Source organism: Streptomyces sp. NBC_00203, from assembly GCF_045206325.1.
GTDB classification, from domain to species: Bacteria; Actinomycetota; Actinomycetes; order Streptomycetales; family Streptomycetaceae; genus Streptomyces; species Streptomyces lutosisoli.
In genome coordinates, this window is sequence record NZ_CP108126.1 from 978,356 (window position 1) to 1,002,198 (window position 23,843).

The following is a 23,843-nucleotide window of genomic DNA, read 5'->3' on the forward strand; positions in this document are numbered from 1 at the left end:
CAGCCCGCGTCAGCTCGTGATGGCGGCGCGGAACGACTCGTCCTTGAGGAATAGAGAGGTGTTGTCGGCGGCCAAGTGCGTCCACTTGAGGTTGAGGCCGCCATCCACCAGGAGGGTCTGTCCGGTGATGTAGCTCGACAGGTCGGAGAGCAGGAAGAGGATCGCCCCGGCCTGTTCCTCCGGGCGGCCGCGGCGCCCCATGGCGATGGCGCGACGGTCGCGTTCGGCGTCCTCGTCGACGTAGGTGCCCGAGGCCGGGGTCGCGGTCACACCGGGGGCGATGGCGTTCACCCGGATGTCGTCCCCGGCCAGTTCGACGGCCATCGTGCGGGTCGCCGCCACCAAGGCCGCCTTGGCGGTGCCGTAACCGATGTGCAGCGGCGCCGAGTTCATGCCGCTGATCGAGGAGATCGAGACGATCGAACCCGGGCGGCCCCGCGCCTTCAACTCCGCGGCGACCGCCTGGCTCATGAAGAACATCGTCTCTAGGTTCTGGGTGAACAGCGCGCGCCAGTCGGCCCTGGTCACCCGGGTCGACGGCATCCAGGTCGAGGGTGCGGCGCCCCCGGCCACGTTGACGAGACCGTACAAGTCGCCGTCGGCCCGGCCGGCTTCCTTCATCACGACCGCGATGCCGTCATCGGTGGAGGCGTCGGCCGCGACCGGCACGACCGGGAGGCCCTCCGCCGCCAGAGGTGCGACATGTTTCCCGAGGTTCTCCGCGGAGCGGCTCACCGCGATCACGGTCGCTCCGGCGCGGGCGACCAGCCTCGTCACCGCGGTGCCGATGCCACCGCCGGCCGCGCCGCTGACGATGACGACACGTCCGTCCAGGCCGAGGAGGCCGGGACCAAGGAGGTCCGCACCGGCGGGGTGCGCACCGGGGACGTCGTGCTGACCGGGGAGGTCGTGCTTCATGAACCGGCACCTCCTGCCTCACGGAGTGCCAGGACGCTGCCGTCGGCGTCGGCGGAGACATAGAGCGTGCCGTCGGGTCCGGCGGCGATGCCCGCGAAGGGGCCCTGGGGGCCGGAGAAGGGTGGCAGTCCTCGGAGCGGCTTGGGGGTCACACCGGGCGGGGCGCCCACCGGCAGGTCGCGGGCGATGGTGTGCCGCGCCTTGCTGTCGAGATCGACACTGATCAGAGCCTTGGTGCCGGTGTCGACGACGAACAGCCGTCCCCCGCGTACGAGGATGCCCTGGGGCTTCTCCAGACCGTCCACCACCGTGTCGACGCCGGCACCGGTGACCGCGACGATCCGTCCGGCGCCCGATTCGGAGACGAGGCAGGTGCCGTCGGGCGCGAACGCCACACCGAGCGGCTCGTTCAGACCGGAGGCCAGCTCCTCGACCTGGCCGGAGCGGATCGCGAGCACACGGCCCGTGCCGAACTCCGCGGTCACCACGGCGCCGCCCGGGGCGACCACCACGCCGTACAGCTGGTCGAGTTCCTGGGCGAGGACCTCGCTCTCGTTGCTCGCGGGCCGGTAGCGCGCGACCTGACCGCCCGAGGTGGTGACGATGAACTCGCCCTCACCCACGGCGGTCACACCGCGGATGAAGCCCGGATAGCCGGGAGTGAAGAGCATGCCGAGCGTCTGGAGGCCGCCCCCGGGGCGGAGGGCGTAGAAGAACGTCCCGTCGGCGACGTAGAGGGTGCCGTCACCGCCCACCGTCAGATCCAGCGGCCAGTTCAGGCCACCCGGCAACGTCGTGCGCGTCTCTCCGCCGCTCAGGATCTCCGTGATCTCCCCGGTGAAGTTCGAGACGAACAGCCGGTCACCCACGAAGGTGCAGTTGTCGAGGCCGGGGTTGAGGGCGGCCAGAACGCTGCGCTCGCCGCTGCGGGGATCGATGCGCAGCACCTCGCCGGTCGCCACCTGGGTGGAGACGATGTAGCCCTCGGGGTCGAACTTCACGGAGTCGGGGACACCGAGATCGCCCACGACCCGCTCCGGCTCGCCGCCGTCGGGGTGGATGCGCCAGATGTCGTTGGTTCCCATCACAGGGTAGTACAGGAGGCCGTCGGGTCCGACCTCCATGGCGTTGGGCATCGCCATGTTCTCCAGCAGCACGCGGGGTGCGCCGCCGTTCGGATCGAGCTCCAGCAGGCGCCCGCCGACGCGGCACTCGTTGACGAACAACCGGCCCTGGTGCACGGTGATGCCGTTCACGCTGGGGAGGTCGTCGCGCAGGATCCGCGTACGGCCGTCGGCTCCGCGCACGCTCACCCGGCCGTCCATGACCTCGGTGGCGTAGAGGTCTCCCGAGGGGCCGAAGGCCACATCGTCGGGCGCGATGATCTCGCCGCCCTTGGCGCTGATCGTCTCCAGCCGGCCCGTCTCGACATCGATCGCGCTGATCTGACTTCCGGTCACCTGGGCCACATAGACACGGCCGTCCGGACCGGTGCGCAGACCATTCGCGCCGAACAGCCGGCTCGGTGGAGTGAGCCGTTCCAGGCTCCACCCCTCGGCGAGGCTCATTGATATGGCGCTGGTATAGCGCGCCCCTGGCAGCAACATCGTGACGGACTCCCGGAAACCTCGTCATTGAGGCGGAAATTGGCCTTCCGATTGTGAGAACCATCCTCTCAATCAATGTAAGGATAGCTTCGGCCGAAAGCAATGGACTGTCCCATCCGATTGCGCTCCCCCGCCGGCGCGCGCCGTCGCGGTCCGCTCTCCCACGTCGACGGGGCATCGCGGATCGCGACGAAGGCCATGTCAGCCGTCCGTGTCCTCGGCGCCGCGGAACAGCCCGATGAGCCCCCGCCGGTCCACCCGCCGGGCCAGCTGGTCCCGGGTGGCGGACAGGCCGAGGGGCAGTCGGCGCAGCGGCTGGCTGTACCGCGACAGCCAGGACAGGAACGCCTCGTCGCAGAACCCGGTGGCGCCCTGCAGTTGATGCGCGACGCGGAACACGGTCTGTGCGGCCTCCAGGGCCGCCAGCCGCAGCGCGAGCGCGTCGGTGAGCGCGTCGGCGGGGTCGGCCGTCAGGCTCCACAGCGCGTACCTGGCGAGCATGTCGAGGCCGGCGCGTTCGACCTCGGCGTCGGTGAGCTGGAACTGGACCCCCTGGAACGCCGAGAGGGGCCGGCCGAACTGTGTGCGGACGAGCACGTGCGCGCGGGTGAGGTCGATCGCCCGGTCGAGCATGCCGAGCAGCGTCCAGCACGGCAGGACCAGCCCCAGCGCGGCGTCAGCCACTGCGTCGCCGTCGATCCGCGTCAGGTCGAGGTCGGCGACGAAGGCCGTGTGGCGGGGCGGCGAGCTGTGCGGCACCGCGACGGCACGGCTGCGCTCACCGCTCAATGTCACGGCCACCCAGCGCAGGTCGAGGTCGGCCACCGCGCCGGCCGGGGCGGTGTCGGAGACGACCAGCAGCCCGTCGGCGTCGAGGTCGACGGGCCTGGAGAGGCGTTCGGCGACGGGGTAGGCCACCCCCCGATAGCCCGCGGCGCGACAAAGAGCGGCCGCCGCCTCCAGCTCGTCGGCGCTGCCACGCGGGTCCAGCTCCCAGGCACCGAGCTCGGCGAGGACCGGCGCCACGAGCTTCTCGCGGCGGCCGGGCTCCTCTTCGGCCAGTTGTACGAGCCTGTCGCCCCCGGCCGCTTCCAGGGCCCCCAGCACGTGCCGGCCGTACTCGGTCGCCTCCCGGCTCAGTTCGATGTTCACGACGCCGCCAGCAGGGTCCGGGCCAGCAGGATGCGCTGCATCTCGATGCTTCCCGACGCCACGGTGGACGCCTGCGCGTACCGCCAGTGGTCCTGCACCGCACGCTGGAACCGGCGTCCGTCCTCGTCGGCGAGCCGGCCGTGTCCGACGATCTCCGTGAGCACCTCGGCGCTGTCCTGGTCGAGCCGGGTGACCGCGATCCGGTAGGCGGCGGTGTCTGCGGGGCTCACGGTGCCCCGGCTCTGCAGGGACAGCACGCGGTAGGCCAGCAGCCGGGCCCGTCGGCAGTGCACCAGCGCCGTGGCCCAGCGGCCGCGCAGCTCCGTCGGCAGGGTGTCCCACTGGTCCCCGAGTGCCGACGGGGCGGTCTTGAGCAGGCGCTCGCAGCGGGCGTATCTGGCGATGCCCACCCGCTCGAACGCCAGGACCTCCCGGACCACCTTCCAGCCGTCGTCGACAGTGCCCAGGACATCGGCCGGACCGACCCGGACCTCGTCCAGGAAGACCTCGTTGAGATGGTGCGGGCCCATCATCGACCGGATGGGCCTGACCTCGATGCCCGCCCGCTCCATGGGGACCAGGAAGATCGTGAGTCCGTGCTGTTTCTCGGCCCCGCGCGAGGTGCGGGCGAGCAGGAAGCACCACTGCGCCATCGTGGCGTACGAGGTCCAGATCTTCTGGCCCGAGATGCGCCAGCCCTCCCCGTCCGGGCGGGCCGCCGTACGCAGCGAAGCCAGGTCGGACCCGGCGTCCGGTTCGCTGAAGCCCTGGCACCAGATCACCTCGCCGCGGGCGATCGGCGGCAGATGCCGGCGCCGCTGCTCCGGTGTGCCGTGCCGCATGACGGTCGGCCCCACCCAGTTGACGCCCATGTACTGCGCCCCGCGGGGCTCGTGGTGCGCCCACATCTCCTCGCGGACGACCGTCTGCTCCCACAGGGAGGCGTCCCTGCCACCGAACTCCGCCGGCCAGGCCAGGCACAGCAGTCCGCGGTCGGCCAGTAGTCGGCAGAACCGCTGGGCGACCTCCAGATCGGCCGGGTCCTCGGTGAACGCGCCCAGGAAGTCGGCCGGAACGTGCTCGCGGACCATGGCGCGCAGCTGTGCGCGGAGCGCCCTGGCGCTGTCCCCCATCCGGAAGTCCATGGCTCCCACAGTATTTCAATCCTTACAATGATTGCTAGCCTTGCGAACGAACCGAGCGAGAGTCACCCCTGGAGGTTGACGCCACCACGCCACCGTGCAAGCATCATGCTCGCATTTGGAGAATGGCATTCTCATTCATGAGATGAGCGCATACGTCAGTACCCGAGCGCGCCAAGGTAAGGACCAGTTCTGCGATGTTTTCGGCACTCCTGATCGAAAAGGGCATGACGGGTCAGACGGTTTCGCTCACGCGGCTGGATGAGGCCGATCTCCCCGCCGGCGATGTCAGCATCGACGTCGAATATTCCACGCTGAATTACAAGGACGGCCTCGCCATTACGGGCAGGTCGCCCGTGGTACGCGCATTCCCGATGGTGCCCGGTGCCGATCTCGCCGGTGTCGTCACCGCGAGCACGCACGCGGATTGGCAGAAGGGCGACCGCGTCGTACTCAACGGCTGGGGCGTGGGCGAAACCCATTGGGGCGGTCTGGCACAGCGCGCACGCGTGAGCGGGGACTGGCTCGTCCCGCTGCCCGCCGCCTTCACCGCCCGGCAGGCGATGGCGATCGGCACGGCGGGGTACACGGCGGCCCTGTGCGTGGGCGCGCTGCTGGACCATGGCGTGCGTCCGGAGCAGGGCGAGGTCCTCGTGACGGGGGCGACGGGCGGCGTCGGCGGGACAGCGATCGCCCTCCTGGCGAAGGCCGGGTTCACCGTGGCCGCCGCGACCGGCAAGACCTCGGAGGCCGAGTACCTCCATCAACTGGGCGCCGCGACGGTGTTGGACCGCGCCCAACTCGCCGACGCCGGCAGGCCGTTGCAGAAGGAGCGCTGGGCGGGTGTCGTCGACTCCGTCGGCAGCCACACCCTGGCGAACGCCTGCGCGCAGACGCGCTATGGGGGCGCGGTCGCCGCGTGCGGCCTCGCCCAGGGCATGGACTTCCCGGCGTCGGTCGCCCCGTTCATTCTGCGCGGCGTGTCCCTGCTCGGCATCGACAGCGTGAGGGCACCGCGCACGTCACGGCGGACCGCCTGGGACCGACTGTCACGCGATCTGAGCGCGGGCACGCTGGAGTCGATCGCCCACGAGATCGGCCTGGAGGACGCGATCGCCGCGGCGGACCGCCTCATGGAAGGCAAGGTGCGCGGCCGCATCGTCGTCGACGTCCATCAATGACCGGAGCCGACGCCGCCCCAGGACCAGCGGAAGCCGACGTCCACCGACAACCGGGAGAATCGGGAGCAGGAGTGAGCGAGAAGCACACCGCCGCGGAGATCGCCGAGATCGACCTCTCCGACGTCGAGCACCGCGTGGGCAGGCCGGTCGGCGGAGGCCAGTTGTGGGATCCGTGCACCACCTCCGACATCCGCCGCTGGGTGATGGCGATGGACTATCCCAACCCGCTGCACTGGGACCAGGAGTTCGCCCGTGATTCCAGGTTCGGCGGCCTCGTCGCGCCGCAGTCCATGGCGGTGGCCCTGGACTACGGACATGGGGCGCAGCCCGCGTGCGTGGGCTACATTCCCGGCAGTCATCTGATCTTCGGCGGCGAGGAATGGTGGTTCTACGGCTGCCCCGTCCGGGCCGGGGACAAGCTGTTCCAGGAGCGGCGCTTCCACGACTACAAGGTGGCGGAGACGAAGTTCGCGGGACCCACGATGTTCTCGCGCGGAGACACCACCCACACCAACCAGCACGGCACGCTGGTGGCGCGCGAGCGTTCCACCGCGATCCGCTATCTCGCCGCCGAAGCGGAGAAGCGCGGCATGTATCAGGACCGGGGCGCGACCGTGAAGCGCTGGACGGACACCGAGCTGAACGAGGTGGAGAAACTGCGCCGCGAGTGGCTCATGTCGAACCGGCTGGGTCTCTCACCCCACTTCGAGGACGTGAGCGTCGGCGACAGGCTGCCGCGGCGCGTGATCGGCCCGCACAGCATCGCCAGTTTCACCACCGAGTACCGCGCCTTCCTGTTCAACATCTGGGGCACCTTCCACTGGGTCGCACCGCCCGGCGTCAAGGACCCCTGGATCAACCAGGATCCCGGGTGGGTGGACGGTTTCGGCTTCGACGAGGAAGACGCCAAGATCGACCCGCGCAAGCGCGACGGGCTCTATGTCGGTCCCTCGCGCGGCCACATCGACAGCGACAAGGCGAGCGAGATCGGCATGGGCCGCGCCTACGGCTACGGCGCCACGCTGGGTGCCTGGTGCACCGACTATCTCTCGTACTGGGCCGGCCACGACGGCATGGTGCGCCACTCCAAGGCGAACTTCCGCGGCCCGGCCTTCGAAGGGGACGTCACGTATTTCGACGCCGAAGTCATCGGCAAGGAAACGGAATCGACCTGGGGTGTGCCCCTCGTCCAGGTGAAGCTGCGGCTCACGGACCAGAACGGCGGCTCGCTGGTGGACTGCACGGCGGAGGTCGAACTGCCGCACTAGGGCCGGACAGGCTCTGGCGGCGGCTCGGCAAGGAGGGGCGTTCCAGCACGACCGAGAAGCGACAGCGATGGGGCGGTGAGCGATGGGCGCCGAGACGAACGCCGAATCCGTACGAACCCTTTCGACCGTGTCAGGCCCGCCACTGAGCGCCGAACCAGGGCTCGGGCCGCTCACGTTGCCCGGCTTCCTGCGTGAGGTGACGGCGCGGTACGGCGAGCGCGAGGCCCTCGTGACGCGCACGGCGGAGGGCGCCACACGGTGGACGTACACCGAACTCTGGGAGCGTGCCGTTGAGGTGGCACGGGCCCTGCGGGCATGCGGCGTGGGCAAGGACAGCCGCGTGGGCATCCTGATGACGAACCGCGCCGAGTGGATCACCGCGGTGTTCGGCACCTCGCTCGCCGGCGGTGTGGCGGTCACGCTCAGCACGTTCTCGACACCGCCCGAACTCGAGGACTTGCTGCAACTCTCCTGTGTTTCGGTGCTGTTGTTCGAGCGGAAGGTGCTGACGAAGGACATCGCCGCCGTTCTCACCGAGCTGGAGCCGGAGATCGGCAAGGCCGCACCCGGCACGCTGCGCTCGGCGAGGTTCCCGTTCCTGCGCCGTCTCGCCCTGGTCGGGGAGGCCCTGCCGGGCGAAGCGATCGACACCTGGGACGCCTTCCTGGCGCGCGGCCAGGGCGAGCCGAGCGAGCTGGTCGAGGCGACGGCCGCGTCGGTGCGGCCGAGCGATGCCGCCGTGCTCTTCTTCTCGTCCGGTTCCACGAGCAGGCCGAAGGGAATCCTGAGCGCGCATCGCGGCGTCACCGTCCAGTTGTGGCGCTTCCTGCGCATGTACGGTTTCGCCCCGGAGGACGACATCCGGTGCTGGACGGCCAACGGCTTCTTCTGGTCCGGCAATTTCGCCATGGGCCTCGGTACGACGCTCGCCGGCGGCGGGACCCTCGTACTGCAATCGACCTTCATCGCCGCGGAGGCGCTCGACCTGATGCAGGCGGAACGGGTGAACTTCCCCCTCGCCTGGCCGCACCAGTGGGCGCAGCTCGAAGGCGCCCCGAACTGGAACCAGGTGGATCTGAGCAGCGTACGGTTCGCGGACTTCAGAACGCCGATCGCACGCCACCCCACGGTGTCGACCCAGTGGCGCGAGCCGGGCCACGCCTACGGCAACACGGAGACCTTCACGATCACGACGTGCTTCCCGGCCGACACCCCGCCCGACGTGACCGCGAACAGCAGTGGAGAGGCACTGCCGGGTGTCACGCTCAAGATCGTCGATCCGCTCTCGGATGTCGTCGTTCCGCGCGGCGAGCACGGCGAGATATGCGTCAAGGGCCCCACTCTCATGCTGGGTTACCTCGGGACACCGCTCGACGAGACGCTGGACGCGGAGGGCTTCTTCCACACCGGTGACGGCGGTCGGCTCGACGACGCCGGCCGGCTCTTCTGGGAGGGCAGGCTCACCGACATCATCAAGACGGGCGGCGCGAACGTCTCACCGCTGGAGGTGGACGAGGCCCTCTCCGGCTATCCCGGCATCAAGGTGGCACGCACCGTGGGCGTACCGCACGAGACGCTCGGCGAAGTCGTCACCGCCTGCGTCGTACCCCATGACGGGGCGAGACTCGAACCCGAGGAGATCCGCGCGTTCCTGCGCGAGCGACTGGCGAGCTACAAGGTGCCACGCCATGTGCTGTTCTTCCACGAGGAGGACATCACGCTCACGGGCAGCGCGAAGATCAAGTCCGGCGATCTTCGCCAGCTGGCCGCCAAGAGGTTGCGGGGACAGCCGAATCCCTAGAAACCTCTCCGTTGAATGATGTGGGCCTCCCGTGCCAGCTCCTCCTGGAAGTCAGGATGCGCGATGGCGATCAGACGTCGGGCGCGTTCGGCGAGGGACTGACCTCTGAGTTCGGCCGATCCGAATTCGGTGACGATCACGTCCACATCACTGCGTGCCGTCGTGACCGGCCCGGACAGGTGGGCGGCAATCCTGCTGATCGTGCCCCTCTTGGCGGTGGCGGGCAGGGCGGTGATGGCGTGACCGCCCGGCGAGCGGGCGCCGGCACGAACGAAGTCCACCTGGCCTCCGGTACCGCCGAGGTAGGCCGAGCCGCTCTGTTCGGCGTTCACCTGGCCGGTCAGGTCGACCTCCATCGCGGAGTTGATGGTGACCAGATTGTCCAGCTGCGCGAGTACCGCCGCGTCGTGGGTGTAGGCCGTGGTGCACATGCGGATCCGCGGGTTGCGGTGGGCGAATGCGTAGAGACGCCTGGTGCCGATCAGGGCACCGTTGACGGAAACCCCGCTGTCGATGCGTTTGCGCGCGTTGGTGACGACGCCCGCTTCGACCAGGTCGACCAGGCCGTCACCCAGCATGCCGGAGTGCACGCCAAGGTCCTTACGGTCACGCAGGAGCCGAAGGACGGCGTCCGGGACGGCGCCGACCCCGGTCTGGATGACCGAGCCGTCCTCGATGTAGGAGGCGGCGTGGGCCGCGATGGCCGCGTCCGTCTCACCGATTCTCGCTCGCGGCACCTCCACCGGCGTACGTGAGACATGCACGGCACAGTCGATCCGATCCGCGGGCAACAACTCACCGTGCGTAAAAGGCACTTGGTCGTTCACTTCCGCCACGACGACGCGCGCCTTCGCCACAGCGGCCTGTACGTAGTCGCTGACGAGGCCGAGGCTGTGGTTTCCGTTCGCATCGGCCGTGCTGACCTGGATGAAGGCGACGTCGCACCCGAGGGTCCCGGCTTCGATCATCGGGCCGATCTGGCTGACATGACAGGGGATCACGCCGAGCTTGTGTTCCTTGGTCAGTGAGCGCAGCGCGCCGATCGCCCCCATGCTGGACAGGGAGAATCCGTGCGTTGCGGCCGGGGTGAACAGGCCGGAGAAGCTGGTCGCGATGAAGGCCGAGAGCCCGCCGATCCCGGGGCCCTGGTCGATCAATGCCTCGATCAGCGTGGTCGGTTCGCCACAGGCCTGGCCCATGACGATGCGGTCACCGGGGTGCAGGAACTGGCTGAGGTCCAGGCCGCCGGCCTCGCGAATGACCTTCATACGCCGTTCCTTGACGCCAACAGCGTCTGGGCGCGGGCCAGGTGAGGGCGGTCGAGCATGGCGCCCTTGTGCCCGATGGCGCCGACTCCGGGATGGGCCGCGAACAGATCGACGATTTCCTGGGCCTCGGCCAGTTCCTCCGCTGTGGGGGTGAAGGCCGCGTTGATGACATCGACTTGGTCCGGATGAATGGCCAGCATGCCTCGATAGCCGTCACGGCGTACCTTCTCGGCTCGCTCGCGCAGTCCTTGCAGATCGCGGAAGTCGCCCTGGATGGTTTCCACCGGCGCTACACCGGCGGCGGCCGCACCGAGCAGGCAAAGACTTCTGGCCAGCTCGTAGGTGAAGCCATAGCTTCCGTCAGGGTTGCGATTCTCCGTGGCGCCGACGGCATCGGCGAGATCCTCCGCGCCCCAGGTCATGGCAACCACCCTCGGCGCACCTTTGTAGGTGCCGGTGGTGAACATGGCTTCGGCCGTCTCGGCGACAAGAACGATGACCTTTGTCGAACCCTGTTCCAGATCGGCGGCGACTTCCAACGCCGAGAGGTAGTGGTCCAGGGTCTCCGCATCCGCACGGCCGCGCGCCTTGGGAAGCATGATGCCCCCGGGCTGTGCGGGGATCACGGCTGCCAGATCGGCGAGCGTATGGGGGCCGTCCAGAGGGTTGACGCGCACCCACAACCGAGTTCTGTCTTCTCTCGGCCGAGCCGCCAGAAAGTCCGAGATCATCGTCCGGGCCTTGCGCTTTCCGTCTTCGGCGACCGCGTCCTCCAGATCGAGGACCACAATGTCTGCCGAGCCGTCAGCCGCTTTCCCCATCTTTCTTTCACTGTCGCCCGGCGCGAACAGCCAGGAGCGTGCGATGAAGGTTTCTCCGGTGCCGACCACGGGTTCTCCCGTTCCTCGATTCAACGTCTTTCCGATCCGGCTCAAGCATCACTCCATGCCGAGCTCGCCCATCACCTCATGTGTGTGGGCGCCGAGCCTGGGGGCGGGTCCCGCGATACGACCGGGGGTCTGCGAGAACCAGGTCGGCGTGCCGGGGAAACGCACGGGACCGTTGGGGGTGTCCACCGTCTCGAAGAATCCCACTTCCTTCAGATGTGGGTTGTCGAGCAGTTCGTCGAGTGTGCGGACCGGAGCGGCGGGAATGTCGAGAGACCGGAGCAGGCCGAGCCAGTCCTCGGTCGTACGCTCCAGGAATGTCTCTCCCAGCAGGGCATAAACGGTGTCGATGCGGCGCGCTCGCTGTTCGAGGGTGGCGAAGTGCTCTCCGGCCCACGCCGGTTTCACGGCGGTGATGAACGCGGCCCACTGCTTGTCGTTGTACACCAGCGCCGAGATATGGCCGTCTTTCGTGCGGTAGGGCTTCCGGTGGGGTGTGACCGCGCGGGGGTACACCGCGGGTCCCAAGGGTGGAGTGAACATCGCCCCGTTGGCGTGTTCGACCAGCATGAAAGCGGCCATGGTTTCGAACATGGCGACCTCGACCTCCTGGCCTTCACCGGTCCGCTCGCGGTGGAACAGCGCCATCATGGTGGCGTACAAGGCGGTCATTCCGGCTATCTTGTCCGCCATGATGGTGCCGACGTAACCGGCTTCCCCGGTCAACTGCCGCTGCACGAACGGCAGGCCGCATTCCGCCTGAATGGTGTCGTCGTAAGCGGTGAGATTCGCGTCCGGGCCGCGGCGGCCGTATCCGTAGCAGTTGGTGTAGATGATCGATGGATTGATGGCGGCCACTTCTTCGTAACTCAGTCCGAGCTTGGCGATCGCCTTGGACCGCATCGAGTGAATGAACACGTCACCATGCCTGATGAGTTCACGCAGCGGGCTTTTCCCTTCGGCCGATCGCAGATCCAGCACCACACTGCGCTTGCCGCGGTTCACATTGACGAAGACGCCTCCCATGCCCGGTTCCGGGCCGACCGAGATGTAACGAGTGTTGTCGCCGGCGGGGGGCTCGATCTTGATCACATCTGCACCCATGTCCGCCATGATCTGGGTGCAGTAGGGGCCCATGACCATCGCGGTGAGATCGACAACGCGTAACCCGGCGAGTGGGCCCGTGTGCGCACGTTCACCTGGCATCGCTGCCTCCCGCGTTCATCGAGACTATAGGGTGAATCTTTATAAGGATAGTGATAATAAGATGCCATGAGTAGTCACCGTGTCCCCGGCACCATCGCCCAGGTACTCGATGCCGCACTCGCGTCGCGCCCGCACGCCACGGCGGTCGAGGCCGTCTCCGGCGTCTGGTCGTACGCCGAGCTCGACGACCGCGCCCGACGGGCGGCCGGAGCGCTGTGGCGGCTCGGGGTGCGCCCCGGCGACCGCGTGGCGGCCTGCCTGCCCAACGACCTGGACATCGTCGCGGCCTTTCACGGCGCACAGCGGATCGGAGCCGTCTGGGCGGGAATCGGTGAAGCGCTCACAGCGGGCGAGCAGGAGGAGCTGCACAACCTCTGCGGCCCGACAGTCGTACTGGCCGGACCGCGCTGTCTGCTGAACTCGCCGGACCGGGTCGGTCCCGGCCGATGGGCCGAGCTGGTCGATCGCGACGAGGCGGCCCCTCACGTCGAACCGGACATCGACGCGCCGGCCGGAATCGCGTTCACCAGCGGGACCTCGGGACACCCCAAGGCCGTCGTGCACAGCCAGCGCAACCTGCTGCTGCCGGGCGCGGTCCTGGTCGCCACCCGGGGCTGGGGACCCGAGCTGCGCAAGGGCGACAGCTTCCCGCTGACGATCCTCAACCTCATGGTGCTGTCCACCCTGCTCACCGCACAGGCCGGCGGCTGCTCCGTCGTGATGAACCGGCGCGACGTGGAAGGGGTCGCCGAGTGGATCTCCTCCCGGCGCGTCACGGTGTGGAACGGCGCGCCCGCACAGCTCTACGACCTCGCCCGGCGCCCGGACCTGGACCTCGGATCACTCACGGAAGTATGGAGCGGAGGCGGCGACACCCCGGACGCGCTGCGCCGGGCATTCGCCGAGGCCCACGGCCTGGTTCCCCGGGTCACCTACGGCCTCACCGAGGCGCCGACCGTCGTGTCGATCGATCCGGACGGCGAGTGGCGTCCGGGCACGAGCGGACAGGTGCTGCCGCACTACGACGTCGCGGCGTACGACGACGAGGGCCGCCGCCTCCCCGCGGGCGAACTCGGCGAGCTGCGGCTGAGCGGGGCCGCCGCCGGTCCGTGGGCGGACAGATGGAGGCCGATGCTCGGATTCTGGGAGCGCGGCGGCATCCGCCCGGCGGAACCCGGTCCGGTCCCCACCGGTGACATCGGGACGGTCGACGGCGACGGGTGGCTGACGGTGCTGGACCGCAAGAAGCTCGTCATCGTCCGCGGCGGGGCGAACGTCTACCCGCTCGAAGTGGAACGGGTCATCGCGGCGCACCCCGATGTCGCCGGGGTCGCCGTGTGCGCGGTGCCCGACGACCGTCTCGGTCAGCGAGTGGCCGCCGTGGTCGAGAGCGCCGGTCCCCCGCTCGACCTCGAAGCGCTCGCCGCACTCTGCCGCCGCGCGTTGGCGGCGTACAAGGTTCCGGAGTTCTGGTCACAGGTCGACGCCTTGCCGGTGAACGCCATGGGCAAGGTGCAACGGGCCCTGCTGCCCGGGCTGGTTGACCCGCGCCGGCGTCCCGGAACGGCCTGAAAGGCGATGATGTATCACTGCTAACCTTGCAATCATGGAACGCACAGGGTCCGAGCACACCAAGATCGGGCAGATGCGCATGGCGGAGCAGGTGGCCGCCGCACTGCGCGACCGGATCCTCGCGGGCGGCATCGGCGACGGCTCCACGCTTCCCAAACAGGACGAGCTCGTGGCCGAGTTCGGTGTCAGCTACCCCTCGGTGCGGGAGGCATTGCGAATCCTGGAGACCGAGGGCTTCATCACGGTACGGCGCGGCAATCGCGGCGGCGCCACCGTGCACGCTCCGGACATCGGCACCGCCGGCTACGCCCTGGGACTGACGCTCCAGGCCATGCAGGTCCGGGTTCCCGACCTCGGCGCCGCCCTCGCCACGCTGGAGCCGCTGTGCGCGGCGCACTGCGCGGAGCGGTCGGACCGCGGGCGGGTCGTGGTGCCGCGGCTGAGGGAACTGCTCGCCGCGAGCGACGGCTGCATCGACGACGGTGCGGCGTTCACCCGGGCCTCGCGCGAGTTCCACGACGCCGTCGTCGGGTTCGACCCCAACGCGACGCTGCGCGTCGTAGTGAAGAGCCTGACGTCGCTCTGGTCGGTCCAGGAAGAGGCCTGGGCGGACGCCCAGATGTCGCGCGGCGCCTACCCTTCGCGCACCGAGCGCACGGCCGCCCAACGCGCCCACGAGCGCCTGGTGACGAGCATCGAGCAGGGCGACGTCGACGAGGCCGCGCGGATCGCGGAGGAGCATCTGACGGCGACTCAGCGCGTGGTGTGCCGCACCCTCAAGAACCGGGTGATCGACGCCGCTTCGGCCCAGAGCCGGGCGCGATTCCGCCGCGGCTGAGACCTGGGCCGTCCGCTTGCCGGTTGGCTCTTGCCGCGGCGGTGTGCCCCATAGGTTCCGGCCGAGGCCAGTAAGGTGTAAATCCTTGTAAGGATAGCCCGGCAGGCCTACGATGCCTGCCGGGCCGGTCCGCAGCCACCCTGCGGCCGTCGGCACGAGAGCCGACGGCGACGCGCCCCGCGGTGGAAGGGGGACCCACGTGTCGCCGGAGCGTGACGCCGCTGCGCGGATGTTCGGCCTGGACGGCCGCGTGGCGATCGTCACCGGTGCCTCGTCCGGTCTCGGGGCCGCGGTGGCCCGGGCCCTGGCCTCGCTCGGCGCCCGGGTCGCCGTAGTGGCCCGGCGTCGCGACAAGCTGGCCGAACTCGCCGAACGGATCGACGGCATCGCCGTCGCCTGCGACCTCTCCGACCTCGCCCGGGTCGGCTCCGTCGTGCCGACGGTGGTCGAGGGCCTGGGGCCGCCGGAGATCCTCGTCAACGCCGCCGGGAGCATGTTCACGACCGAGCGCGCGGAGTCCGAGCCGCTCGACGCCGTCCGCCGGACCACGGACCTCAACCTGCTGGCCCCGTTCCTGCTCGCCCAGGCCGCCTTCCCCCACATGCGCGCCGCCGGTCGGGGCGTGATCATCAACGTCTCGTCCATCAGCGGCCGGGTCGGCATCCCCGGGATCCCGCAGGCGTCGTACGCGGCGAGCAAAGCCGGCCTGTCCGGTCTGTCCGCCGAGCTCGCGGTGCAGTGGGCGAAGCACTCGATCCGGGTGAACACGGTGGCCCCCGGCTTCTTCCGCAGCGAGATCACCGGCCCGCTCTACGAGAGCGAGCGCGCCGCCGAGTACCTGCGCCGCAATACCCCGCTGCCGAAGGAGGGAACCGCCGACGACATCGTCGGCGCCATCCTGTGGCTCGCCGGGGACGCGGGAAGCTATGTCACCGGGCAGACGGTCGTCGTCGACGGCGGCTGGACCGCGCGCTGACCACCCCTCGATCCCGGCGAAGGCGAACGGTTACGCTGAGATCATGCCGTCCACACGTCGCACAGCACGCCAGACCGACTTGCTCCAGCGGCTGGTCGCCCTGCTGGCGGCGGAGGGTTTCGCATCGTTCACGCTCGACGAGCTGACCGAGCGGCTGCGCTGCTCGAAGACGACGTTGTATCAACTGGCCGGCAGCAAGCAGGAGTTGGTCCGGGAGGCAGTGAAGCACTACTTCCGGGAGGCGACCCAGACCATCGAGAAGCAGGTGGCGGACACCTCCGCGCCCGCGGACCGCGTGGTCGTCTACCTGAACGCGGTCGCCCAGCAGCTGAGACCGCTGTCCCGGCAATTCCTCGACGACATGGCCGACTTCGAACCGGCTCGCGAGGTGTACGAGGCCAATACCCGTCTTGCCGCGGGCCGGCTCAGGCAGTTGATCGCGGACGGGGTCGCCGCCGGCGCGTTCCGTGATGTCCATGCCGCGTTCGTGGGCGAGGTGGTCGCCGCCACCATGCAGGAGATCCAGCGCGGTGAGATCGCCGCGCGCACCGGGCTGTCCGACGCGGAGGCCTACGCCGAGCTGGCGTCGCTCATTGTGCACGCGGTTTCGCCCTGACCTAGGTGCCCTCGATGACCTCAGCGGTATCAGCGGTGTCAGCCGTGTCAGCGGTGGAGTCGACTCCCCAGTCCCGTAGCACCGACTCGGTGTCCCCACCGGGCATGTCCGGTGTCGATGGCTGCCTGCTGGGCGTCCGCGAGAATCGCGGGGCCGGTGCGGCCTGGAGGATGCCGTCGACCTCGACCAGGGTGCGCCGGGCCACCACATGCGGGTGCGTTCCCGCCTCGGCGAACGTGAGCACGGGCGTCACGCACGCGTCCGTTCCGGCGAAGTGCGTGGCCCACTCGTCGCGCGTACGGGAGGCGAACCGCTTCGCGAAGGCCGAGCGCAGTGCCGGCCAGCCGCCGCGGTCGCCCTGGGCGGGCAGCCGGGCGGGGTCGATCCCGAGTCCGTCGAGCAGGGCCGCGAAGAAGTGCGGTTCGAGCGCGGCGACGGCGACGTATTTGCCGTCGCCGCACGCGTAGGTGTCGTAGAAGGGGGCAGCCCCGTCGAGAAGGTTGGAGCTCCGCTCGTCCGACCACTCACCCATGCCGCGCAGGGCGAGTGTCATCTGACTCAGCAGGGCGGTCCCGTCGATCATCGCGGCATCGACGACCTGTCCCGCCCCGGAGCGTGAGCGCTCCCAGAGCGCGGCCAGGACGCCGACGGCCAAGAGCATGGACCCTCCGCCGAAATCTCCCACGAGGTTGAGCGGAGGGGGTGGCGAACCGCCTTCCCGGCCCATGGCATGGAGCACGCCGGTGAGACCGATGTAGTTCAGATCATGTCCGGGTTGCTGAGCGAGCGGACCGTCCTGCCCCCAGCCGGTGATCCGCGCGTAGACGAGCCCCGGATTCCGGCGTCCGCAGTCATCGGGGCCGACTCCGAGCCGCTCGGCGACGCCCGGCCGCAGGCCCTCCACGAACACATCGGCCCGGGCCGACAACGCCAGGACGAGCGCACGCCCCTCGGGCTCCTTGAGATCCGCGAAGACCGACCGGCGGCCGCGCCGCACGATGTCGGTCGCGCCGACGGGGCCGAGCTGGAGCGCCCGGCCGGAAGGCCTCTCGACCCGCACCACATCGGCACCGAGATCGGCCAGCACCATGGCCGCGTGGGGCGCCGGCCCGAGTCCCGCGAGTTCGAGAACACGCAAACCGGCGAGGGGACCAGCTGATCTGTCGATGGACAGCATGGCATTACGGTACCAATAACGATACTGTTGTATCGCTTCGAGTATCAAAAACTTCCAGCGCTACGCCCGAGGACATCTCATGCCCGCTACCCGAACGCTTCCCGCCCCGGAAGCAGTCGACCTGATCGGCCTGACCCGCGAGCTCGCCGAGAAGGAGCTCGCGCCGCGCGTCGCCGAGGCCGAGGCCGAGGAGCGGTTCCCCCGCGAGGTCTTCCGCACGCTCGGCCGGGCCGGCCTGCTGAGCCTGCCCTACCCCGAGGAGTACGGCGGCGGTGGCCAGCCCTACGAGGTCTACCTCCAGGTTGTCGAAGAGATCGCGGCCGTGTGGGCCAGCGTCGCGGTGGGTGTCTCGGTCCACGCGCTGTCCTGCTTCGGCCTCGCCGCCTTCGGCACCCAGGAGCAGAAGGACGAGTGGCTCCCCGGCATGCTCAGCGGCGATCTGCTCGGCGCCTACTGCCTGTCCGAGGCGCACGCCGGTTCCGACCCCGCGGCGATGCGCACGCGGGCCGTCAGGGACGGCGACCACTATGTGCTCAACGGCGCCAAGGCATGGACCACGCACGGTGGGCACGCGGACTTCTACACGGTCATGGCGCGCACCGCCGACGAGGGCTCACGCGCCATCTCCTGCTTCCTCGTCCCGGCCGACACTCCTGGTGTGGTGGCCGATCCCCCGGAACACAAGATGGGTCTGACCGGGTCGGCCACCGCCACCGTGCGTCTGGAGGACGTACGTGTCCCCGCGCACCGCCGGATCGGCGAGGAGGGCGAAGGGCTCAAGATCGCCTTCGCCGGGCTGGACTGCGGCCGGCTGGGCATCGCGGCAGTGGCCACGGGCCTTGCCCAGGGGGCGCTGGACCACGCACTGCGCTACTCGCGGGAGCGGGAGACCTTCGGGCGCCCCATCATCGAGCACCAGGGGCTGGCCTTCGTCCTCGCGGACATGGCCGCCGCGGTGCAGGCCTCCCGCGCCACCACGCTCGCCGCCGCCCGGCTCAAGGATCAGGGGCTCCCGTTCCAGTGCGAGGCGTCCATCGCCAAGCTGGTCGCCACCGACAACGCCATGAAGGTCACCACCGACGCCGTCCAGGTACTGGGCGGCTCCGGCTACACCCGCGACTTCCCGGTCGAGCGCTACATGCGGGAGGCCAAGGTCATGCAGATCTTCGAAGGCACCAACCAGATTCAGCGCCTGATCATCGGCCGCGCGCTGAAGGAGGCCGACCGGGGCAGCCTCAGGGTTCGGGACGAGACCAGGTAGTACGGAGCGGCGTACACCTCGGGCATCGACGGCACGCGCACATCGCGGAAGGTCCGCACCACGTGACCATCGCCTGCTGAGCGCCGATACTACGGGGAGAGGCTCCTCGGTCCGCCGGTCCGCACGCCAGTCCGGCGCCCGGCTGCCCATCCCACCAGGAGGTACCCATGAAGATGCTCATCAACGTGGCGGAGACGGTGGTAGCGGACGCGCTGCGGGGCATGGCGGCGGCGCATCCCGAGCTGACGGTGGACGTCGACAACCGGGTGATCGTACGGCGGGACGCTCCGGTGGCCGGAAGGGTGGGCCTCGTCTCCGGCGGCGGGTCGGGGCACGAGCCGCTGCACGGCGGTTTCGTGGGCCCCGGCATGCTGTCGGCGGCCTGTCCCGGCGAGGTTTTCACGTCTCCGGTGCCGGACCAGATGCTGCGCGCGGCCGCCGCCGTGAACAGTGGCGCGGGCGTGCTGTTCATCGTGAAGAACTACACGGGTGACGTGCTCAACTTCGACATGGCGGCCGAGCTCGCCGAGGACGAGGGCATCCAGATCGCGAAAGTCCTCGTCAATGACGACGTCGCCGTCACCGACAGCCTCTACACCGCCGGGCGGCGCGGCACCGGGGCGACGCTGTTTGTGGAGAAGATCGCGGGTGCCGCCGCCGAGGAGGGCGCACCTCTGGAGCGGGTCCAGGCGCTGGCCACGCAGGTCAACGAGAGCTCCCGCAGTTTCGGGGTCGCGCTCAGCGCCTGTACGACTCCGGCCAAGGGCAGCCCGACCTTCGACCTGCCGCCCGGCGAGCTGGAGCTGGGCGTCGGCATCCACGGCGAGCCGGGCCGGGAGCGGCGCGCGATGATGACCTCCAGCGAGATCGCCGACTTCTCGGTGCACGCGATCCTGGAGGACCTCAACCCGCGCAACCCGGTACTGCTCCTGGTCAACGGCATGGGTGCGACCCCACTCCTGGAGCTGTACGGCTTCAACGCGGAGGTGCAGCGGGTGCTGGACGAGCGTGGCGTCCCGGTGGCGCGCACGCTGGTCGGCAACTACGTCACCTCGCTGGACATGGCGGGCGCCTCGGTGACGCTGTGCCAGGTGGACGAGGAGCTGCTGCGACTGTGGGACGCGCCGGTGAAGACGCCGGGGCTGCGCTGGGGCGTGTGAACTCGGTCAACAGGCAGTCGGCTGCCACGAGGTCGCGTGTGAACCCGGTCAACAGGCAGCCGGTTGCCGAGGGCCTGAAACCGATCGACGCTCGTACCGCGCAGTCAACGCTCGTACCACGCAAGGAGATTCCGTGCTCGACGCCGATTTCTTCCGCCGTTGGATGACAGTGACCGCAGCGGCCGTGGACCGCGACGCGCAGCTGCTCACCGAACTGGACTCGCCTATCGGCGACGCCGATCACGGCACCAATATGCAGCGCGGGTTCACCGCCGTGGTCGCCGCGCTGGAGAAGGAGGCGCCGGACACGCCCGGTGGCGTTCTCACGCTCGCCGGTCGTCAGCTGATCTCGACGGTCGGCGGCGCGTCCGGACCCTTGTACGGCACCCTGCTGCGCCGGACCGGCAAGGCGCTCGGAGATGCCCCCGAGGTCACCGAGGAACAGTTCACGGACTCGCTGCGCACGGGCGTCGACGCGGTGATGGCGCTGGGCGGAGCCGCGCCCGGCGACAAGACCATGATCGACGCGCTGGTGCCCGCCGTCGACGCGCTCGCCGACTCCTTCGTAGCGGCGAAGGCCGCCGCCGAGGAGGGTGCCGTCGCGACGACGCCGTTGCAAGCCCGCAAGGGCCGGGCCAGCTATCTGGGCGAGCGCAGCATCGGGCACCAGGACCCAGGCGCCACGTCCTCGTCGCTGCTGATCGGGGCACTCGTGGAGGCGGCCGGTGAGTGACTCCACAGACACCTCGACCACCTCGACGAGTGACGGGACGGACAAGCTCGTAGGGATCGTGCTGGTCTCCCACAGTGCCGCCGTCGCCGCCTCCGTAGCCGAGCTGGCGACGGGCCTGGCGGGCGGTGGCACGACCGCTCCCGTCGCCCCTGCGGGCGGCACCGCCGACGGCGGCCTCGGCACGAGCGCCGAGCTGATCTCCGCCGCGGCCGCCTCCGTGGACCGCGGCGCCGGCGTCGCGGTCCTCACCGACCTGGGCAGCGCCGTGCTCACGGTGAAGGCGCTGCTCGCCGAGGGCGACGAACTGCCCGACAACACCCGCCTCGTCGACGCACCCTTCGTCGAGGGCGCGGTCGCCGCGGTCGTCACGGCGTCGGCGGGCGCGGACCTCGCCGCGGTGGAGGCGGCGGCCGCGGAGGCGTACGCGTACCGGAAGGTCTGAGTACCGGGACCCGGCTTCGCCGGAGGGTGTGAGCGCCGGATCGAGTGATCCCTGGCCGCGCCGGAAGGTGTGAGCGCCGGGGTCAGTGGTCCCGGGCTTCGTCAGGCAAGTCCCTCGGCCGCGACGGCGAGGGCCGAGCGAACGGTCGCCACCAGCTCGGCCCGCGCCGTCGCGGGGTCGGACTGTTCCTCGTCGCCGCGCCACGCGTAGTGCTCGACCGCCGTCCGCAGGGCCGCGTTGAGCATGGCGGCCTGGATCTCCGACCGCAGGTCGACTGCGGCCAGCCCCGCTCGGTCGGCGAGGGCGCGGGCGAAGACCGGCTCGGCCTCGTCGTGGGCCTGGAGCCAGACCGCACGCAGGCCCGGCTCGGTGCGGGTCAGCCTCAACAGCGCACGGACGTTGGGCAGATGCGGTCTCGCCATCGGGCCGGCGCCGGCCGTGGTCGCCGCTTCCAGGGCGTCCTCCAGCGGCTGGTCGGGGCGCCAGGCGCGCAACGCGGCGGCGATGGCGTCGATGCCGGCCGCGAACAGGGGGCTGACGCAGCTCTCCTTGCTCGGGAAGTAGCGCCAGACGGTTCGCGCGGAGACGCCGACAGCCTGCCCGATCTGCTCCCCGGTCGTCGCGGCCACGCCGTGGGCGACGAACAGCTCCACCGCGGCGCGCGCGATCTCCAGCCGGATCTCCGCCTTGCGCTGCTCGGTCAGCGGCGGCCGTCCCGTACGGCCACGACCCTGGCCGGGGGGTTCGCTGATCGCGCCGTCCGGCACTGGTGACTCCTTGGTTCCGCCGGCGGCTGCTGCCCGGGCCTGCTGTGAGTCTAACGATCTCCAAAGCGGCGTCGAGGGACTTCGAAAGAGGGGCAAAGACTTTCTGTCATTCACAGACATTAAGTCGTACTGTGGCAGCGCAGCAGCTTCGTTGCACCACGTACGCACCACTGGGAGCACGTCATGACCACCACTGGACTGGACGGCCGAAGCGTCATCGTCACCGGCGCGGGCTCGGGCATCGGGCGCGCCACCGCGCTCGCCTTCGCGGCGGAGGGCGCTCGCGTCGTCGTGGCCGACCTCAACGCCGAGGGCGCCGAGACGGTCGTGAAGGAGATCACGACGGCCGGCGGCACCGCGGTGGCCGTCACCGGCGACCTGAGCGAGCAGGCCGTCGTCGACCAGGTGACCGCGACCGCGGTCGAGCGGTTCGGCGGGGTGGACGTACTGGTGAACAACGCCGGGATCATGGACCGCATGTCGGCGGTGGCGGAGGTCAGCGACGCGGAGTGGGAGCGGGTCATCCGGGTCAATCTCACCGCTCCGTTCCTGCTCACCCGGGCGGTGCTGCCGCACATGCTGGAGGCCGGCAAGGGCGCCATAGTGAACACCGCCTCCGAGGCGAGCCTGCGCGGCAGCGCGGCGGGGGCCGCGTACACCGCCTCGAAGCACGGCATCGCGGGGCTCACCAAGTCCCTCGCCGTGATGTACCGGGACAAGGGCATTCGCGCCAACGCCATCGCTCCCGGCGGCACGAAGACCGGCATCGTCGTGGACATCGAGGCCGGCTCCCAGGGTCCCGCGGTCCTGGGCTCGTACATGCGCAACGTCGGCCAGCCGGCCGAGGCCGAGGAGCAGGCGGCGGCCATCGTGTTCCTCGCCTCGGACGCGGCGAGCAACATCAACGGCGTGATCCTGCCCGTCGACAACGGCTGGGCCGCCGTCTGAGGTCCCGCCCGTCCAGTCCCGACGGCCCGGCACCCTCGGTTCATCGGACCGAGGGTGCTCAGCCACCGCGGACGAACCGCCGGGCCAGTCGCTCGCCCGCCGTCACGGCGGCCGCGTGGTTCTCGATGGGTGACACCCGGGAGTTCTTGAAGACGATGTAGGTGACCCCGGTATCCGTCCCGCCGCCCCGCGGATCGGGACGGATGCCGAGGGCCTTGGCGGTGGCGTACGAGGCCTCGCCGATGATGCCGTGCGGGCCGATGTCGCCGACGACGGCGTACTGGACGCGGTGCCGGTAGATCACGGCGGCCACCGATCCGCCGCGGACACCGTGGTCCCGGTGGTTCCAGATGCGGCTCGGGGCCGGGACGACGATGTACGGGAGGGTCTCGGCGCTCAGCTCACGGCCGTCGGACTGCTGGTAGGCGGTGGCGCTGGAGAAGAGCGGGTCGATGCGGCTGTTGCAGCGAAGGCCCGGCCTGCCGTCGCAGTCGATGTCCATGTCGGCCTTCCAGAACACGGCGCCCCGCGTGCCGCACACGGGGATATGGGCACGGGTGCCGTCGTCGCTGCGGTAGCGCCCTTTTGAGACGGGGGCGCAGCCACGCACCTTCGCCAGCAGGTCGGCGGCGCGGACGTTTCCCTCACGCACCGCCGCCACGGGCCGGCTCGGCGGGGCGAGGGTGGGCAGCGCCGCCGGAGCGGGAGCGAGCAGGGCGGCGCCGGCCGCGGCCAGCGTCAGCGACTGGACACGCACGATGAGAGACCCTCTCCTGGGGGACATTGATGGTCATTTGCCCATATTTGACAGGCATCTGACGGCACATCCACTGAAAGGGGTCCGGGCGGCGCACGACCGCCTCGGGCGGCGCCGTGCGGCCGAGGGCCCGAGCCGCAGTCGGCTCCGGCCACTCGACCGCCCT

General features: G+C 70.0%; 22 protein-coding genes. 12 read left to right on the top strand and 10 right to left on the bottom strand.

The genetic code is table 11. From position 1 onward, the window contains the following. Nucleotides 1-9 precede the first annotated feature (9 nt). The 4 genes from OG975_RS04705 to OG975_RS04720 all read right to left on the bottom strand — a co-directional run bounded on the left by OG975_RS04705 (nucleotide 10) and on the right by OG975_RS04720 (nucleotide 4,822). The gene (locus tag OG975_RS04705; RefSeq protein WP_406327637.1) at nucleotides 10-918 is read right to left on the bottom strand and encodes an SDR family NAD(P)-dependent oxidoreductase; all 909 of its coding nucleotides are present in this window, start codon (nucleotides 916-918) and stop codon (nucleotides 10-12) included. Beyond that, entirely contained in the window at nucleotides 915-2,486 is a 1,572-nt protein-coding gene (locus OG975_RS04710; RefSeq protein WP_406327639.1) for an SMP-30/gluconolactonase/LRE family protein, read from the bottom strand. The genes OG975_RS04705 and OG975_RS04710 overlap by 4 nt, the downstream gene beginning before the upstream one ends. 240 nt (nucleotides 2,487-2,726) lie before the next feature. Continuing rightward, a complete protein-coding gene (locus tag OG975_RS04715; RefSeq protein WP_406327641.1) occupies nucleotides 2,727-3,677 on the bottom strand; it encodes an acyl-CoA dehydrogenase family protein in 951 nt (316 codons plus the stop codon). After that, a complete protein-coding gene (locus tag OG975_RS04720; RefSeq protein WP_406327642.1) occupies nucleotides 3,674-4,822 on the bottom strand; it encodes an acyl-CoA dehydrogenase family protein in 1,149 nt (382 codons plus the stop codon). Before OG975_RS04720 ends, OG975_RS04715 begins: the two co-directional genes overlap by 4 nt. Before the next feature lie 194 nt (nucleotides 4,823-5,016). On the opposite strand from OG975_RS04720, the gene OG975_RS04725 reads away from it, so the two are divergent. The 3 genes from OG975_RS04725 to OG975_RS04735 all read left to right on the top strand — a co-directional run bounded on the left by OG975_RS04725 (nucleotide 5,017) and on the right by OG975_RS04735 (nucleotide 9,069). After that, complete coding sequence (locus tag OG975_RS04725) at nucleotides 5,017-6,000, top strand: MDR family oxidoreductase (RefSeq protein WP_406327643.1); 984 nt, start codon at nucleotides 5,017-5,019, stop codon at nucleotides 5,998-6,000. A 71-nt stretch (nucleotides 6,001-6,071) separates the two neighbouring features. Continuing rightward, nucleotides 6,072-7,268 (top strand): MaoC family dehydratase N-terminal domain-containing protein, encoded by a 1,197-nt coding sequence (locus OG975_RS04730; RefSeq protein ID WP_406327644.1) that lies wholly within the window; start codon nucleotides 6,072-6,074, stop codon nucleotides 7,266-7,268. Nucleotides 7,269-7,395: 127 nt separating this feature from the next. Next, entirely contained in the window at nucleotides 7,396-9,069 is a 1,674-nt protein-coding gene (locus tag OG975_RS04735) for a class I adenylate-forming enzyme family protein (RefSeq protein ID WP_406327645.1), read from the top strand. On the opposite strand, the gene OG975_RS04740 is transcribed toward OG975_RS04735, so the two are convergent. From OG975_RS04740 to OG975_RS04750, 3 genes are read right to left on the bottom strand one after another with little or no spacing between them, the layout of a single operon-like run. Further along, a complete protein-coding gene (locus OG975_RS04740) occupies nucleotides 9,066-10,337 on the bottom strand; it encodes an acetyl-CoA hydrolase/transferase family protein (RefSeq protein WP_406327646.1) in 1,272 nt (423 codons plus the stop codon). The genes OG975_RS04735 and OG975_RS04740 overlap by 4 nt on opposite strands. Then, on the bottom strand, nucleotides 10,334-11,272 hold the full coding sequence (locus tag OG975_RS04745; protein ID WP_406327648.1) for an HpcH/HpaI aldolase/citrate lyase family protein: 939 nt from the start codon (nucleotides 11,270-11,272) through the stop codon (nucleotides 10,334-10,336). Before OG975_RS04745 ends, OG975_RS04740 begins: the two co-directional genes overlap by 4 nt. Before the next feature lie 3 nt (nucleotides 11,273-11,275). Next, nucleotides 11,276-12,430: a CaiB/BaiF CoA transferase family protein gene (locus tag OG975_RS04750; protein ID WP_406327649.1), complete on the bottom strand. Its 1,155-nt coding sequence runs from the start codon at nucleotides 12,428-12,430 to the stop codon at nucleotides 11,276-11,278. Nucleotides 12,431-12,496: 66 nt separating this feature from the next. Here OG975_RS04750 and OG975_RS04755 point away from each other — a divergent pair, with 66 nt between their 5' ends. The 4 genes from OG975_RS04755 to OG975_RS04770 all read left to right on the top strand — a co-directional run bounded on the left by OG975_RS04755 (nucleotide 12,497) and on the right by OG975_RS04770 (nucleotide 16,432). After that, nucleotides 12,497-14,002: a class I adenylate-forming enzyme family protein gene (locus OG975_RS04755; protein WP_406327650.1), complete on the top strand. Its 1,506-nt coding sequence runs from the start codon at nucleotides 12,497-12,499 to the stop codon at nucleotides 14,000-14,002. Nucleotides 14,003-14,036: 34 nt separating this feature from the next. After that, complete coding sequence (locus tag OG975_RS04760; protein ID WP_406327651.1) at nucleotides 14,037-14,840, top strand: FadR/GntR family transcriptional regulator; 804 nt, start codon at nucleotides 14,037-14,039, stop codon at nucleotides 14,838-14,840. A gap of 199 nt (nucleotides 14,841-15,039) precedes the next feature. Next, a complete protein-coding gene (locus tag OG975_RS04765) occupies nucleotides 15,040-15,816 on the top strand; it encodes an SDR family NAD(P)-dependent oxidoreductase (RefSeq protein WP_406327652.1) in 777 nt (258 codons plus the stop codon). A 43-nt stretch (nucleotides 15,817-15,859) separates the two neighbouring features. Then, nucleotides 15,860-16,432: a TetR/AcrR family transcriptional regulator gene (locus OG975_RS04770; protein ID WP_406327654.1), complete on the top strand. Its 573-nt coding sequence runs from the start codon at nucleotides 15,860-15,862 to the stop codon at nucleotides 16,430-16,432. Nucleotide 16,433: 1 nt separating this feature from the next. Here the strand turns inward: OG975_RS04770 and OG975_RS04775 are convergent, their stop codons facing one another. Then, on the bottom strand, nucleotides 16,434-17,609 hold the full coding sequence (locus OG975_RS04775; protein ID WP_406327656.1) for a CaiB/BaiF CoA transferase family protein: 1,176 nt from the start codon (nucleotides 17,607-17,609) through the stop codon (nucleotides 16,434-16,436). Between the two features lie 79 nt (nucleotides 17,610-17,688). On the opposite strand from OG975_RS04775, the gene OG975_RS04780 reads away from it, so the two are divergent. The 4 genes from OG975_RS04780 (at nucleotide 17,689) to OG975_RS04795 (ending at nucleotide 21,205) form a co-directional block, all read left to right on the top strand. Beyond that, on the top strand, nucleotides 17,689-18,870 hold the full coding sequence (locus OG975_RS04780) for an acyl-CoA dehydrogenase family protein (RefSeq protein ID WP_406327657.1): 1,182 nt from the start codon (nucleotides 17,689-17,691) through the stop codon (nucleotides 18,868-18,870). A 167-nt stretch (nucleotides 18,871-19,037) separates the two neighbouring features. After that, nucleotides 19,038-20,030 carry a dihydroxyacetone kinase subunit DhaK gene (dhaK, locus tag OG975_RS04785; protein ID WP_406327658.1) on the top strand — a complete coding sequence of 331 codons (993 nt, stop codon included), beginning with the start codon at nucleotides 19,038-19,040 and terminating at the stop codon, nucleotides 20,028-20,030. Nucleotides 20,031-20,163: 133 nt separating this feature from the next. Then, nucleotides 20,164-20,763, top strand: a complete 600-nt coding sequence (gene dhaL, locus OG975_RS04790) for a dihydroxyacetone kinase subunit DhaL (RefSeq protein WP_406327660.1) — start codon at nucleotides 20,164-20,166, stop codon at nucleotides 20,761-20,763. Then, on the top strand, nucleotides 20,756-21,205 hold the full coding sequence (locus OG975_RS04795) for a PTS-dependent dihydroxyacetone kinase phosphotransferase subunit DhaM (RefSeq protein ID WP_406327661.1): 450 nt from the start codon (nucleotides 20,756-20,758) through the stop codon (nucleotides 21,203-21,205). Before dhaL ends, OG975_RS04795 begins: the two co-directional genes overlap by 8 nt. 101 nt (nucleotides 21,206-21,306) lie before the next feature. Here the strand turns inward: OG975_RS04795 and OG975_RS04800 are convergent, their stop codons facing one another. Then, complete coding sequence (locus OG975_RS04800) at nucleotides 21,307-21,972, bottom strand: TetR/AcrR family transcriptional regulator (protein ID WP_406327662.1); 666 nt, start codon at nucleotides 21,970-21,972, stop codon at nucleotides 21,307-21,309. A 183-nt stretch (nucleotides 21,973-22,155) separates the two neighbouring features. Between OG975_RS04800 and OG975_RS04805 the strand changes: the two genes are divergently transcribed. After that, complete coding sequence (locus OG975_RS04805; RefSeq protein WP_406327663.1) at nucleotides 22,156-22,920, top strand: SDR family NAD(P)-dependent oxidoreductase; 765 nt, start codon at nucleotides 22,156-22,158, stop codon at nucleotides 22,918-22,920. Nucleotides 22,921-22,978: 58 nt separating this feature from the next. Here OG975_RS04805 and OG975_RS04810 read toward each other — a convergent pair whose 3' ends face one another. After that, the gene (locus tag OG975_RS04810; protein ID WP_406327665.1) at nucleotides 22,979-23,677 is read right to left on the bottom strand and encodes a glycoside hydrolase family 75 protein; all 699 of its coding nucleotides are present in this window, start codon (nucleotides 23,675-23,677) and stop codon (nucleotides 22,979-22,981) included. Between the last annotated feature and the right edge of the window lie 166 nt (nucleotides 23,678-23,843).